The organism is Odoribacter sp., assembly GCF_985060555.1.
Window position 1 is genome coordinate 1 of record NZ_CFKYFN010000004.1, and the last position, 14,054, is coordinate 14,054.

13 protein-coding genes and 1 tRNA gene are annotated in these 14,054 nt (G+C 44.5%); 5 read left to right on the top strand and 9 right to left on the bottom strand.

The window, feature by feature from the left end:
• Positions 1-326: 326 nt before the first annotated feature.
• Complete coding sequence (locus AC5RDS_RS00775; RefSeq protein ID WP_494222169.1) at positions 327-1,628, top strand: cobyrinic acid a,c-diamide synthase CobB; 1,302 nt, start codon at positions 327-329, stop codon at positions 1,626-1,628.
• Here AC5RDS_RS00775 and cbiB read toward each other — a convergent pair.
• From cbiB to AC5RDS_RS00805, 6 genes are read right to left on the bottom strand one after another with little or no spacing between them, the layout of a single operon-like run.
• Complete coding sequence (gene cbiB, locus AC5RDS_RS00780) at positions 1,621-2,565, bottom strand: adenosylcobinamide-phosphate synthase CbiB (RefSeq protein ID WP_118108289.1); 945 nt, start codon at positions 2,563-2,565, stop codon at positions 1,621-1,623. The genes AC5RDS_RS00775 and cbiB overlap by 8 nt on opposite strands.
• Complete coding sequence (locus tag AC5RDS_RS00785; protein ID WP_013612632.1) at positions 2,558-3,592, bottom strand: pyridoxal phosphate-dependent aminotransferase; 1,035 nt, start codon at positions 3,590-3,592, stop codon at positions 2,558-2,560. Before AC5RDS_RS00785 ends, cbiB begins: the two co-directional genes overlap by 8 nt.
• 2 nt (positions 3,593-3,594) lie before the next feature.
• Positions 3,595-5,088 carry a cobyric acid synthase gene (locus AC5RDS_RS00790; protein ID WP_118102884.1) on the bottom strand — a complete coding sequence of 498 codons (1,494 nt, stop codon included), beginning with the start codon at positions 5,086-5,088 and terminating at the stop codon, positions 3,595-3,597.
• Positions 5,089-5,130: 42 nt separating this feature from the next.
• On the bottom strand, positions 5,131-5,697 hold the full coding sequence (locus AC5RDS_RS00795; protein WP_013612634.1) for a cob(I)yrinic acid a,c-diamide adenosyltransferase: 567 nt from the start codon (positions 5,695-5,697) through the stop codon (positions 5,131-5,133).
• A gap of 37 nt (positions 5,698-5,734) precedes the next feature.
• Positions 5,735-6,256: a histidine phosphatase family protein gene (locus AC5RDS_RS00800; RefSeq protein ID WP_013612635.1), complete on the bottom strand. Its 522-nt coding sequence runs from the start codon at positions 6,254-6,256 to the stop codon at positions 5,735-5,737.
• Positions 6,257-6,292: 36 nt separating this feature from the next.
• Positions 6,293-6,811 carry an RNA-guided endonuclease InsQ/TnpB family protein gene (locus tag AC5RDS_RS00805; protein WP_013612636.1) on the bottom strand — a complete coding sequence of 173 codons (519 nt, stop codon included), beginning with the start codon at positions 6,809-6,811 and terminating at the stop codon, positions 6,293-6,295.
• Here AC5RDS_RS00805 and AC5RDS_RS00810 point away from each other — a divergent pair.
• The 4 genes from AC5RDS_RS00810 to AC5RDS_RS00825 all read left to right on the top strand — a co-directional run bounded on the left by AC5RDS_RS00810 (position 6,774) and on the right by AC5RDS_RS00825 (position 8,244).
• Positions 6,774-6,878: a hypothetical protein gene (locus tag AC5RDS_RS00810; protein WP_231964176.1), complete on the top strand. Its 105-nt coding sequence runs from the start codon at positions 6,774-6,776 to the stop codon at positions 6,876-6,878. The two genes, AC5RDS_RS00805 and AC5RDS_RS00810, sit on opposite strands and share 38 nt — an antisense overlap.
• Before the next feature lie 185 nt (positions 6,879-7,063).
• A tRNA-Pro gene (locus AC5RDS_RS00815) sits at positions 7,064-7,127 on the top strand.
• Between the two features lie 467 nt (positions 7,128-7,594).
• A complete protein-coding gene (locus tag AC5RDS_RS00820) occupies positions 7,595-7,915 on the top strand; it encodes a type II toxin-antitoxin system RelE/ParE family toxin (protein WP_013612637.1) in 321 nt (106 codons plus the stop codon).
• 8 nt (positions 7,916-7,923) lie between these two features.
• Complete coding sequence (locus tag AC5RDS_RS00825; protein WP_013612638.1) at positions 7,924-8,244, top strand: HigA family addiction module antitoxin; 321 nt, start codon at positions 7,924-7,926, stop codon at positions 8,242-8,244.
• 200 nt (positions 8,245-8,444) lie between these two features.
• Here AC5RDS_RS00825 and AC5RDS_RS00830 read toward each other — a convergent pair whose 3' ends face one another.
• From AC5RDS_RS00830 to AC5RDS_RS00840, 3 genes are all read right to left on the bottom strand, one after another.
• Positions 8,445-9,548, bottom strand: coding sequence for an OmpA family protein (locus AC5RDS_RS00830; protein WP_013612639.1), 1,104 nt, complete (start codon positions 9,546-9,548; stop codon positions 8,445-8,447).
• A gap of 90 nt (positions 9,549-9,638) precedes the next feature.
• Positions 9,639-13,382, bottom strand: coding sequence for a hypothetical protein (locus AC5RDS_RS00835; protein ID WP_494222170.1), 3,744 nt, complete (start codon positions 13,380-13,382; stop codon positions 9,639-9,641).
• 182 nt (positions 13,383-13,564) lie between these two features.
• On the bottom strand, positions 13,565-13,768 hold the full coding sequence (locus AC5RDS_RS00840) for a hypothetical protein (protein WP_046403161.1): 204 nt from the start codon (positions 13,766-13,768) through the stop codon (positions 13,565-13,567).
• Positions 13,769-14,054 lie beyond the last annotated feature (286 nt).

Below are 14,054 nucleotides of genomic sequence, written 5' to 3' on the forward strand. Positions count from 1 at the left end.
CGTGCGTTACCAGGCCCGTTCGGACAAGGATTTACGCGGTTGGTTGTTCACGGACGAAATCATCGTGAAGTAAAAATGATAATGTATGGATGAAAACGATATTTTGCTCGTGAAACGGTAATTATTTACGCGATCCCTCATTTCCTGCTGTATGGCAAAAATGACAAATTGATGCAATACAAGGCGGAACGTCCTGCTATCGGTGTACCGTTAAGAGATAGGCTCAATCAATTGAAATAAGTGTTAGCGGTTATTGATGTGTGACGGTTGCCCCTATCCCACCTGTCTGGTTTTTCGTTTTTTATCACTATCTTTGCGAAAAAAATATGCGCACATCTCAATTTCTCATCGGTGCAGCTTCGTCGGGCAGCGGAAAAACCACTTTCACGCTGGGATTATTGCGTGCGCTGAAAAACCGCGGTCTGAAAGTACAACCGTTCAAATGCGGCCCCGACTACCTGGACACCAAACACCATGCAGCTGCGGCCGGGCAAACGTCATACAATTTAGATACCTTCATGGCTTCAGCGACACATGTACAAGAGGTATATGCCCGGCATAGCCGAACGGCAGACATCTGCATCACCGAGGGTGTTATGGGACTTTTCGACGGATACGACAATATGGCAGGCAGCAGCGCCGAACTTGCCGGCCTGTTGCATCTTCCCGTTATCCTCGTGGTCAATGCCCGGTCGACCGCTTACACCGTCGCAGCAATCCTCTATGGTTTCAAACATTTCCGTCCCGATATCCAAATCGCAGGAGCTGTATTCAACTTCGTCGGTTCCGAATCGCATTACACCTACCTGCAACAAGCCTGCCGGGATGCCGGCGTCGAAGCACTGGGATATTTGCCCAAATGCAAAGGCATCGAAATACCCTCCCGCCACCTGGGCCTGAACATCGATAGTGAGTTTTGCTTCGATGAATTTGCCGACCGGATCGCCTGTCAGGTGGAACAGACGGTGGATATCGACCGTTTGCTGGATATTTGTTCCTGTGCAACTGCCCCGTCGTCCTGTCTTCCGGGAAAAACAAACAGCCATGCCAGTGACATGTGTATTGCCATCGCCTGTGACGAAGCTTTCAATTTCATCTATCCGGAAAATTTACGTGTACTGGAACAAAAAGGCAAACTCACTTTTTTCAGTCCGCTGTATGACAGTGAACTTCCCGTCTCCGACCTGGTGTATTTACCCGGAGGCTACCCGGAATTTTACCTTTCCCGTTTGAGTGAAAACCGAACGATGCGGCAGTCGATACTGAATTATTGCCAAAACGGAGGACACCTGTTTGCCGAATGCGGGGGAATGATGTACCTCGGAGAATATATTACCGATACAGACGGACATTCCTATCCGATGTGCGGTTTTTTACCGCAAGGAGCAACGATGGAAAATATGAAATTAAAACTCGGATATCGCAAAATTTTTCTGAACGGGCAGGAATACCGGGGCCACGAATTCCATTACTCCCGCATAATCCCGGGCCAAAGCCCCCTGCCATCCATTGCCCGGGTAACGAATGCCAAAGGAATGGAAGTCGATACGCCGGTTTATCGTTCCGGGCATGTCACTGCCAGCTATATTCACTTTTATTGGGGAGATCTTCCCCCGTTCTTTATTTGATAAACACACATAGGTAAACCGCAACGATCGATACTACCGTAAGGAGAGTTACCATGTGATTCACCCGGACTGCGATCCGGAAATCGGCATAGCTTATTTCTCTGTCGTTATCCCCGATATAAGGCTTCTCGACCAACAAACCGTGATAAACGTGTGCACCGCCGAACCGGCAATCTAAAATTCCCGCCATAGCCGATTCCGGGAAACCGGAATTCGGGCTGGCATGCTGGTGGCAATAACGGAAAATAAACCGGAACAGACCGGGACGATAGGCTACCAGGGCCATAAACAAAGCAGTCAACCGGGCCGGGATATAATTCAATACATCGTCCAAACGGGCTGCCATACAACCGAACTGCCGGTAACGCTCATCTTTATAACCGATCATCGAATCCAGGGTGTTTACCATCTTATAAGCCATCATAGCCGGAAATCCGCCCAAAGCATAATAAAATAAAGGAGCCACAACCCCGTCACTCAGATTCTCTGCCATCGTTTCGAGTACAGCTGTATATATTCCCTTAGGCGATAATTCCGACGTATCTCTGCCTACAATCCAGGACAGGCGCCGGCGTCCCGCCTCCACGCCCTGTTTTTTCAATATATCGACGACTTCTCTCCCTTCCCGGATCAGGCTATGGTTAGCCAATCCATAAAAAACAAAGACAGACGCAACAATGCAGAAACACCAATCCCCAACGGCCAGTGTCCCGACGGTTATCCCCCAACCGGCCATACCGGCAAACAAAGGAAACGACAGTGCCACGACAGCCCCTTTCCATTTCCGGAATCGGCCGCAATTGAAATGCCGTTCCGCCCAAGAGATCATATTTCCAAACCCCACGACAGGATGCGGGATTGTCCGGGGATCCCCAAAGGCCAGATCCAGCAAATAACCCGCAATCAAGGGAAGAATAACCAGCCACACCTCATTCATAAGGCTCTAATTTGACTTTATCTACACTTTCCAATGCTTCCAACAGGAGCCGGTTTTTTGCCTCAGTCAGGGTATTCACCCTAAAATAGTGCGTATCCAATCCTCTGAAATTGGAAGCATCCCGAATCAATAGTCCATGTTCCTCCAACAGATATTTCTTTAAAGCCGAACTGTTGTAATCCGTTTCTACGAGAAAAAAAGACGTTCCCGAAGGCAAGGGACGGAATCCGGGAATTCGGGCCATCTGTGCAGCGAACTCCTGCTGCCGGATCCTTAACAAAGAAGCATCCGGCAAACCTTCGCCGCCATGCCGGAGCAAGAATTTCCCGGCTTCTATCGCCAGCGCATTCACAGACCAAGGCTGCCCGAAGCAAGCCACAAATTCGACGATAGCCGGATTTCCCAGCATATATCCCAAACGCAAGCCCGGAATAGCATAACACTTGGTCATCGATTTTATAACCAACAAATTCGAATATTCTTTCAGCAGTGATAAAGCCGACTCCGTCCCGGGAGCAAAATGAATAAACGATTCGTCGACAACCAGCACCATATCCGGATAATTTTTCACCAAAGCCGTAATTTCTTCCAGACTCCAGATTCGTCCGTCCGGATTATTGGGGTTACAAATAAACATCAGATTGGTATGTTCGGGAATATGCTCCACATCCACCTGCCCGACGAATTGGATATGATGGTCATACAAGGTACATGCATCTTCGTACTCCGTAAACGACGGGACAGGTATCAACGTACGATTACCGGAAAAAGCATGAGCCACCATATAGAACAATTCCGTAGCCCCGTTTCCGACCAAAACCTGTTCGGGAGTAAGCCCGTGGCAGGCAGCAGCCACCTTACGGAAAGAACCGGCATCCGGTTCCGGATAATGAAAAATACCTTCGAGATGTGTACTCAAAAAATCACACAAGGGACGGGTATCCGCTTCATACCAGACATTTGTCGAAAAGTTCGCTTTTATTTGCACCTGCGATTTATAAAGGTCATCCCCATGTCCGTGAATCATAGTTATAAAAATAAAGTTGAATAAATATAGTCCAAATCGACAGCTTTCCGTACCTGACCGGCCAGAAGGTCGTATTGCCGTTCTTTAAAAGCCCTGTAATCAAAACCACTGCCGGCAGTCACTCCGAAACCTGCGGCCAGATCGTCTAAAACAACCGGATTGTCGAGGATACCGTGCATATAACTTCCCCAGCAGTCTGCGTTCAACCGATAACCGTCGGTTGTACCGTCCGCAAGGGTATTGAGCGTTGTTTGCCGCCCTCCCGCGTGTAAAGGTGTCGTCGTCCCCATGTGAATCTGATAACCGGCACAATCCGATTCATAATTCTTAAAACGGAAATGACTCTGACAAACCACCTTCGCATCCTGCATCACCGTGACCAGAGGCAGTAAACCCAATCCGTCGGTCGCGGTTTGCATACCTTCGACCTGCCCGGGATCCTCGATCCGCACTCCCATCATCTGATACCCGCCACAAATGCCGATGACTTTTTTCTTCTTCCGGAAGGCCTTCACCACAGCTTCGGCCACCCCGTTGGCATAAATAGCCTGCAAATCGGCTATGGTACTTTTTGTTCCCGGCAGAATGATAACATCCGCTTTACCGATCTCCTCCGCTTTATCCGTATAATATAAATGGAAACGCCCGTCTCTCTCCAATGCATTGAAATCGGTGAAATTAGACATTCTCGGCAGACGAATCACCGCCACATTGATCTTCCCTGCCACAGCAGCAGAAGCTTTTGCCTCCAAAGCGACAGAATCTTCTTCTTCGATATGAATATCTTTATAATAAGGGATTACACCGACCACCGGCACTCCGGTAAGTTCCCGGATGATCTGCCGTCCTTCCTCGAAAAGTGACACATCGCCGCGAAATTTATTGATAATGACACCTTTGATCAGGCATCTCTCCTCTTCAGGCAGCAACATCACGGAACCATAAACAGAAGCAAACACTCCTCCCCGATCGATATCCGCCACCAGGTAAGTCGCAGCATCCACCTCTTTTGCCATCCGCATATTCGTGATATCCCTGTCCCGTAAATTAAGCTCGGAGATACTACCGGCCCCCTCCAATACGATAGGATTATGGTTTTCCTCCAGACGATGAAATGCCTTCACGGCCTCGGTAAATAATTGCGTTTTGTTCCCCGAACGAAAATATTCCCGGGCGGACATATTCCCCACAGCCTTGCCGTTCAATATCACCTGGGAAGTCTGATCGGTGGACGGCTTCAACAAAACCGGATTCATATCCGTATGCGGCAAGATCCCACATGCCTCCGCCTGCACGGCCTGAGCTCTTCCGATTTCTCCTCCCTCCGGCGTAGAACAGGAATTCAACGACATATTCTGCGCTTTAAAAGGCGCCGGCCGATAGCCGTCTTGTCTGAAAATACGGCAAAAAGCCGTATTCAGGATACTTTTTCCCGCATCCGAACAAGTCCCGACAAACATAATCGGACGTAGTTTTTTTTTCTCTATCTTTTCCATATTTATCACAGATTGCTGCAAGGATTATTCAAGGGAGACCCGCTATTTTTTCTTATATAAGAAATCACGCCAACGCTCTTCTTCAGCCCCTTCTTTATCCATTTCGTACCGGGCCAGGATAAAAAGCAAATCCGACAAGCGATTTACAAAACGCAGGATAACCGGTTCGACGGGATCCGTCCGGTTCAAAGTCCACAAACGACGCTCCGCCCGCCGGGCCACAGTCCGGGCCACATGACACTGGGCCGATACCAGGTTCCCTCCGGGTAAAATAAAATGAGTGGACGGATACTGTATTTTTGCATTAAAAAAATCGATTTGCCGCTCACAATACACATCCGGTTCTTCCGGAAGCCGATTCGGATTTTGTCCCCTCAAGGCAGCCGGAGTGGCCACATGCGACATCACCACCATCAAAGAACGTTGCAGGTAAAACAACATCTCCTGCCACTCATGCCCCTCTCCTATCAACACACGAATCAATCCCAGGACAGAATTCAACTCATCCAACGTCCCATTGGCTTCTATCCGGATATCGTCTTTATCTACACGCTGTCCGCCATGAATATTCGTTTTCCCCTTATCTCCTCCGCGAGTGTATATTTTCATATGATTATCATTTATTTTAGTATCCCGAATTTATCTATTATATACTTAACCGGATAACAGAAGTATTTTCCATGATAGGCAGATCGACCATATCGGCCGGTTTTCCTCCGTTCAGATAAGTCAGAATCGCCCGGTTAAAAGCACCGTGCCCGACTGCAAGTATACATTTACCGGCATATTTCACCCGAAGGTAATTCACAAATTCTCCTGCCCGATGATACAACTCATCCACCGACTCGACACTAGGAGGCAAATGCTCCCAATCCACATCCGCCAGCGTTTCGCCGGTATATATCCCCCAGTCCATCTCCCGCAATAAAGGAGTCGGCTGAGGCTGTTTTCCATGGTAACCGGCAACGACCTTTGCTGTATCGTAACTACGTGCCAAATCACTACATACGATTACATCCAAAGGTTCTTGCTTCAATTGTTCTGCCAAAACAACTGCCTGCTCTTTTCCTAAAGGGGAAAGTGTTCCCGGCAATTGCCCCTGGAGAACATACCGTTGATTTTCGATGGTCTCCCCATGCCGTGTCAACAATAAATCAATTTTCTTCATTTGCCTAAATTTGTACAAAGGTAAAAGTTTTTGAAATCATTTATCTAAATTCAGACCGGATTTGATCCGGGGCACGGCTGGAATATCTTTGGCTTTGGGAATCGTAATTGTGCTTTTGGAGAAATCCACACGCCAATGCTGCGGACAGAGGAAGCTCTGCCTGTCCTTACGTGACTTGAAACGGGGGAAGCCAACCGCATGAGTATTACGGAAAAAGTCGGTGTAGGCTGTGTCAGGATTGCGTAACGCACTCTGCAAGGACTGGGAACTGATTTCTGAAAGCCATTCGTGTTCCGCTTTCGGTTCGCTCTTCATCAGATTCGTCAAATATACATTGCCAAGCGTTTCCTTACGCTCCTTGTATGCCGTGATTTTAAGGTTCAATGCCCAATTATAGACAAAACGACAACAGCCGAAGGTCTCGGCGAACAAAACCCTTTGCTCATCAGCCGGATAAACAGACAAAGACCATATACACATGATGATACGTAGCGAACCCAAACTGTCTCCGCTGCAAATTGCACGAAGGCTCAAACAAATGTCAGCGGCTGCCATCTGGAAAAGATATGAAAACTACCTTCAGTACATCAAAGATTCCATAATCCATTTTTTAAGATTCTGAATTTTGCGGCTGTAAAAATAGGAAACTCCTTTCTGTTACGAAAATGTTACAAGATAATTCATTGAGTTTTTTTACTGAAAGATTACATGCTATCTTTGATCCGGTGAATAAAACTCGTTTCCAGGGATTCAAATAGGTATACCGGCAAGATTCGCCGGATCTTTACTCCGTCAGGAAGGAAAGAGGCAGGAGTGGCTGAACCGGCACGCCTGGGGGGGCGTGTGGCCGCAAGTTCGAATCTTGTCATCCCGACTACTGAGCATCAACAGATAGAAGTGGGCGAGATAAGGCTTTTTGGGTATTCATAGCCATAATATTAACCCCTATCATTGCGGCTTTTTTGTTATTCTTGTATGGTGAATCAAAAGAGCACCGAAAAGAAAGAATTATTAAGGAAGAACTTTGGAGGCGTTCTTGCAATGAAGAGGTCATGAAAATTAAAGAAGTCGTGGAAAATAAAGTGTCTAAGGAGAAGGATATGAGCGACCCTCTAAACTGGTAATATCTATAAAAGTTGATTAAAGGGTGAATAAGGCTTCTAACGAAGCATTTAAAACAAGGGTAGGGCAATAGTTGTCCTGCCTCATTTGTTATAACTGGGTTGTTCTAATAGAGGAGTAGAAGAGTGTCTTTAATGGTTGTTGTCGAAAATAATTCGCTAATATTGCGAATTGTGCAAATTGTTTCGTATCTTTGTGTCATCAAAGAGTAGCTATATGAATGTAGAGTTTGAAAAGGAATATTTGGCAGAACTTTATGAAAAAGGAAAGACCGATGATAAGAAGCATCGTTTTCAACCTCAAATAGTCAATGGTTATTTGAAGTGTGTCAAGGCTTTACTAAATGCCTCTCGAATGGAAGATTTATATCAGTATAGGTCTTTGAACTATGAAAAGTTGAAAGGTGATAAAAAAGGACTTTCTTCTTTACGTATCAATGACCAATATAGGCTTGAATTTCGGGAAATAACTAATGCGGGTAATCAAGCAGTCATAGAAATATGTTCTTTGGTGGATATTACAAATCATTATAAATAGGAGGAACTATGGGTATAGCAGCAAATAATTTACAGTCATTCCGTCCCTATCATCCAGGCGAATTGGTAAAGGAAGAATTGGAATGTAGAGGCATAAAGCAAAAGGAATTTGCGAAGAAATTTGGTTTGTCTTATTCAGCCTTAAATGAGGCGTTAAATGCAAAACGTCCGATAACAACAGAATTTGCCTTGCTTTTAGAGGCAGCTTTGGGTATCAATGCTGATTTGCTTGTAAGAATGCAAACGGATTACAATATACAGGTAGCACGAAAGAATAACTCCTTGCGTGAAAAGCTAAACAATATAAAGAAAATAGCTGCTGTGTTTTGAAAAACAGTCCTTGGTATGATATTATAAAAACAAGAATAAGGCTTCTAACGGAGCATTTAAAACAAGAGAGGGTGTCCAAAAAGGCAAAATACCCCTTTGTAGAATCGGATATTTGATTTCAGTCTCCAATAGGGATACGAATAAATCGAGGGTGCCAAATACTTTTTGGACACCCTCTTTGGAAAGTCAGACGGCTCTGTCTATTTTTTACCGATCAGGCAAATGGCCACTCGGTTTTGTTCCATCACAGGAAAAGGTTGTTCTGTATCCCCTTTGGCAAACACAGTTATCCGTTCCCGGGAGATACCATTAACAGTCAACAATACAGCCACCTGTTCTGCCCGCCGTTGCGACAGAACTTTGTTGTAACGCGGATTTCCGGTCTGCACGTCAGCATAACCCGTAATCACCACCTGTGTCTCTGTATGTGTTTTCATAAAAGCTACCAAGGAATCGATTTTGGCTGTTTCGCTCGCCAGAATCACCGAAGAGTTCAAGGCAAAGAAAATATCCTGACGGGCAGTAAGCGCAGCAGAGTCTATGAGGTCTTGCTTCGTTTCCTGCAGCACGGGCTGAGAAACCGGTTCTTCCTTTGTTACGACCGGCACAGTCTCCTCAAAAATGATTTCCCGGGGAGCTTCCACCTTGCGGTGTTTTTTATTCAAACGGCAACTAAACCCTGCCAGAACATTGAACTGCCAGTCGGCATTACCCGCCTTTTTGGAGTTAAAATGGTCGGAAAGTACATTTACATTTCCCTCTATATTAAAGGAAATGCTATTACTGATCCGGAAATCAAATCCGACACCACCACGTCCTGCAACGAAATTACGGTTATCGCGCCAAAGGTAACGCATCGTATATCCTTCGTCATGTATGGCAACTGCTTCATCGTTGTCAAAAGCATGATTGCCTGCTATACCCAGCAAAAAATAAGTATTCACCCAACGCCGGGGGTTAAATTCGCCGATACAGTTGCTCAGATTAAACACAACATCTGCATTCAACTGAAGGAAGTTGAATTTATAATCCCGGGTGGATTCCGACCAGGCACCCTTACCCTGCCAACCGCCAAAGCCTCCGCGAAGTCCCCAGACAGGCGAGAACTGATACCCCACAGACAAAGCTCCGGCCGGTGATATCAGGTCCTTAAAGCCGGTTTCCCCCACGGTATACCCCATTCCTCCCTGCAACTGCAAATACCAGTGTGGATTGAAAATAATCCCGGCTTCCTCTTTTCCCTTTTGTGCAAATAAGATTTCTGCACAAAATAAAACGATAGCCAGTAATAAACTTCTTTTCATATTTTTAGCTTTTAGCACATCAGACATTTTATAGAAGAAAGATCGGGAGGCAAATACCTCCCAATCCTGGAATCACAACCATACCCGGTATTAAACCGGCTTTACAGTTATTGTCAAAGTACCATTAAGAATACCCCAACCATAGCTTATTGTTGCAGGAATCATAATCATGTATTCGTCCTTAATCGGAGAACCTACATTCACATATTTAACCGTGTTACCTATTTGTTCCAAAGTAACGGATACCGGTAACTGATAGTTATTATACTGCAGGTTGGTTTTTACATTACCGAGATCCAGCTTAACATCCCCGAACGGACCGTAGAAATTCCAGTACTGACCCGTCTGAACCATGTCAAATGCCTTAATTTCCTTCCAGGTCCAGCAACCGTCCTTATCTCCTACCTGATGCACCACAGAAGGATCATATACCGGTTTCTCATTACATAAAATCGGTTTCCATTCTGCCTCCACCGTTTCGTATGTTGCCGGAGTATAAGTAATGCCAGTTACAGTTGTAAAAGTAACTTCACTTGAAGCGGTCATCTCTTGGAGATTAGTGTATCTATAAGCTTTAGTGCCGTCCCATCCGTCATAAAAATCTTCATTAGGCTCTTTAGCTTTAGCCAACGCCATTGCATTTTGCTGCGCTTCAGCTGCTGAACGTCCTTGAGCCGTAAAGGATTTATACTTAGACCAACTGCTAGAGAATATATCAGGTCTGGTAAACAGTGTAATAGTAGCTGAATACAGCAATTGTCCAGTCTGAATAGTCACCTCTTCAGTTTCAAACTCCCACTTGGCCGGTGTCACCACTTTCTGATAGGCAGGAATCCATTCACCATGTATTTCACCACAGTCTTTCACCCAGTCGTACTGTGAATAAGGAATATTTGCTGTTCCTTCTTTAATGATCATTTCATTTCTCCAGTCTGTCAGCAACCCGTTATACTGGAAGTTCACGACATCCCCGTCATCCTGAGCATCTTTTACAGACAAACCTGCAGGCAGATTAAAGTTTACCGGACGAATGAAATTCACCAGGAAGTTCTTCAATGAGTAAACGTCTCCGTTATAGGCTTCTGTATACATTTCTATTTCAGCCTGTAACCCGTTCAGGCTATTCAGTGCTGTTTTTACACGATTATCCGACTTGTCCAGGATAATACGGGCATTTTCACGGGCACCTGTCAGCTGGACACCTGTAAACGAAGTAGTTCTTTCACCATTATAAATAACAGCGGTTATTCGGTAATTCCACTTATCTGATTTGAAGATACAATCATCCCAACCTTCTAAAACCGGGGCATTCACCCAGATCTGCCGTCCCATAGCATTGTCGAAAATGCAGTTTTCAGCCACATCATGTGCGTTCTGCGGAATTGCAACATTAACATTATAAGCACTCTTCTGGGTATTCCAATACTGTTCATTTTCTGTGACTGTCAGAGTAAGTGCAGGACGTTTAACGCTGATCTCGAATGTGAAGATCACCTTTTCCGGACAAGAAGAAGTAGACACTTTATTCTTCAATACTAATTGTGCCGTCAGTGTTTTAGAACTGTTTACCGGTAAGTTTCCGATTTCACGGTGGGTAAACTTCCAGCATACTTTCTTGGTCAACTGGCCGTCAGTGCTGTTACCAGATTCCAGAGTCGGCACAGTAATACCCATCGGAGTTGTTGTTGCAGACAAGAATTCATAAGTATTCCAGAATTCTTCATGGCTCATACCACCTTCCTGGATAATCCGATAGACACCATTACGGATTTCCTCTTCTGAGAATTCCATGTTCACTACATCGTCCGGACAACTTAAAGTAATTGTCTCTGCTTTTTTATTCAATACGATATCCGTTTCTTTTTCAGCAACAATTTCCAGTTTTATAAAAGCACGGACAACTGTTTTTCCATTGTGAACCAGATCAACCCTTACTATCGGGGTACGGCCGATGGATTCTCTGTTGTTTCCTACAATGCTGAAAATACCCTTTTCTGCATCTGTACATTCGATCACGGTTTGTTGATCGGTTTGCGTTGCTCCGCCGTTGCTTACCATATAAGGTGTTGATGCTTTAGCAAAAGCATATCGCAAATCATAAGCTGCCAGATCCAGCTGTTCATGTCCTTGTTGATTTAACAAACAGGTAGCAATTTTCTCACGCAGATTAAAAGGCTTATCAAAAGGCACCCGATACCTTGGTGCTTCCATTGTTGCTTTATCGAAAGTACGGGCATAATGATGCATCTGGTTGTTCTTTAACAGCATCATAGAATCAGAGATAAACACCTCTGCTGGGGTAAAGCAAGTTTCATTCACATGAGCATATTCAGAATATACTTCAGGTTTAGCTCCGGAAGTCATTTCCTCTTCTGTCAGTCCTTTTTTCAATACCGCTTTCAGGGCAACGATATCCAGATCCTTATTTGGATCGACTTCCTGTCCCGGGTTGAGTTTCTTGTTTTTCTTCACTGTAAATACAGCTACCCCATTTTTATCAACCGGTTTGCCTACGATAGAAATGGGAGCATCAGCTCCTCCGCCTCTGGTAAAGATGTAATCAGCTTTGTCACCTACAAATGAGAAATCGGCACAGTCCATACCCACACTCTGCGGATTCAGACGATATTTTGCTGTAGCAAGTGCAGAGGTGAAAAACTTATACCGGTTAATATTAAGATTAACATCATAACCCCCTACTGCGTCGACTTCTTCTATTTCGACTTCGGCATTTTCATCTTCCCCTAGTTCATGGTATGCCAAAGTTCTGAACATAATAGCAGGAACTCCGTCGTGGTAATACTGCGGAACAAACGCAATGCTGGTGAGCCGTTGAGAGAAAATGCTCTGGGTCGGGATAATCACCTGACGATATTCATCAGTATCTTTACCCGGCAGATTGATAACAACGTAACCTTCTTTTTCCTGTATATATATGTTCTGATTCATACGGATGGCCGGTTCAACCTTGGTTTCTCCGATATACAGATAATCATTCTGTACATTCAGATTGACATCTTTGAAAGAAACTTTACCGATTTCTGTCTTACCTTTGCTGGTAGTATAATAGAATACTCCATTTTCCAGGCTAATAGAACCCACAACCTGACCTAAATTGGTTGTTGTCATTCCGTCAGAAACAGTCAGATCGCCGCTTGCAGGATCAATTGAAAACCGGAAATCAGGAAGTTCAGGAGTTGCTCCGGGTTCCCCTTTGATCTTACCCAGATCCGTTTCCTTACCATCGACCGTCACAAACAGATGGTCTTCTCTTCGCTCAAAAGAAACGTTTGGAGAATGACCTTGTTCGCCTTGTTCGCCTTGTTCGCCTTTGATGGACCCCAGATCTTTTCCGTTATAGATCAGGTGACCGTCAGCGTTTATAGTAAACTCCACTTCGGGTAATTCAGGAGTCACTTTCCCTAAATCATTGCTCGTGCCATCCGACCAGCTTGCCACCAGATGCCCTTCTTCATTGATTGTAAAAGTAGGAGCATCTCCTTTCGGACCCATCGGGCCTTGTGGGCCCTCGGGTCCTTGTATCCCCTGAGCTCCGTCTTCTCCCTTGGCCCCTTTTTCAATATGATAGGTCTGACCATTGGACAAAGTCACTTTCACTCCGCCTGCACCGTCCGACTCTACTTTGGTCAGGATGGCGCCTGCCTTGATTTGGGCTTCAATACCCTCAATTGCTTTTTTGTTAGCATCAATTTGTTGCTGCAAATGACTGATATCATCATCATAGTCCTTACAGCCTACGAGAAAAGTCCCTGTAGACCCAAGCAACAATGCACTTGCAAGCACAAAACCTGTAAATTTCCATTTTCTGTTCATAACTAAAGAATTATAATTAATTAAAATTCAAGCCATTACTGACTATTACTATCTCACACATTCAGGGGATTATAAATCATGTTTTTTACTGATCAGCCCCCCCTTATTAAAAACATTTTTCCCATACTTTTATTTTTTAATCGCTACTTCGTTTATTTAAATCCATTTTATCGAAACCATTATTATATTTTTATCGATTCCTTTAAAACAAGTACTGACACACCAACGATATAAAATATCAAGACCCACTCTTTTACTTTTTTATTACTGAATACCTCAGCCAGTTTTATATCTCCGACGTTGTCGGTAAATGACACGCCAAGGATACAAAATATCAAGACCCACTTTTTTACTTCCATATCATCGATCAAATCAATCAGCTTCATACCTCTTTTGCATTATTAGTTAACAATATCATACTACCTCCCCGAAAAGTATGTATAAAATGTGTATACATATATTATCATCCGACAGGATATCAGGTAAAAGTTCCGGGGTCAGCACCATATTTGTCTTATCACAATAATATTTTTATACAAAAATGACATGTTCTGAAAATAAAATTCCACCAAAAAAACGGACGTTTTTTTGGTGGTCGTTTGGGAAAAATTTTGGAACTTTTATGAATCTCTTAATAAGAGTTGATAGTCAGATGATTATAAAGTATAAAAC

Coding starts and splice junctions, on each gene's coding strand:
- AC5RDS_RS00775 (WP_494222169.1), top strand. CDS start 327: ATGCGCACATCTCAATTTCTCATCGGTGCAGCTTCGTCGGGCAGCGGA.
- cbiB (WP_118108289.1), bottom strand. CDS start 2,565: ATGAATGAGGTGTGGCTGGTTATTCTTCCCTTGATTGCGGGTTATTTG.
- AC5RDS_RS00785 (WP_013612632.1), bottom strand. CDS start 3,592: ATGATTCACGGACATGGGGATGACCTTTATAAATCGCAGGTGCAAATA.
- AC5RDS_RS00790 (WP_118102884.1), bottom strand. CDS start 5,088: ATGGAAAAGATAGAGAAAAAAAAACTACGTCCGATTATGTTTGTCGGG.
- AC5RDS_RS00795 (WP_013612634.1), bottom strand. CDS start 5,697: ATGAAAATATACACTCGCGGAGGAGATAAGGGGAAAACGAATATTCAT.
- AC5RDS_RS00800 (WP_013612635.1), bottom strand. CDS start 6,256: ATGAAGAAAATTGATTTATTGTTGACACGGCATGGGGAGACCATCGAA.
- AC5RDS_RS00805 (WP_013612636.1), bottom strand. CDS start 6,811: ATGGCAGCCGCTGACATTTGTTTGAGCCTTCGTGCAATTTGCAGCGGA.
- AC5RDS_RS00820 (WP_013612637.1), top strand. CDS start 7,595: ATGAATGTAGAGTTTGAAAAGGAATATTTGGCAGAACTTTATGAAAAA.
- AC5RDS_RS00825 (WP_013612638.1), top strand. CDS start 7,924: ATGGGTATAGCAGCAAATAATTTACAGTCATTCCGTCCCTATCATCCA.
- AC5RDS_RS00830 (WP_013612639.1), bottom strand. CDS start 9,548: ATGAAAAGAAGTTTATTACTGGCTATCGTTTTATTTTGTGCAGAAATC.
- AC5RDS_RS00835 (WP_494222170.1), bottom strand. CDS start 13,382: ATGAACAGAAAATGGAAATTTACAGGTTTTGTGCTTGCAAGTGCATTG.
- AC5RDS_RS00840 (WP_046403161.1), bottom strand. CDS start 13,768: ATGAAGCTGATTGATTTGATCGATGATATGGAAGTAAAAAAGTGGGTC.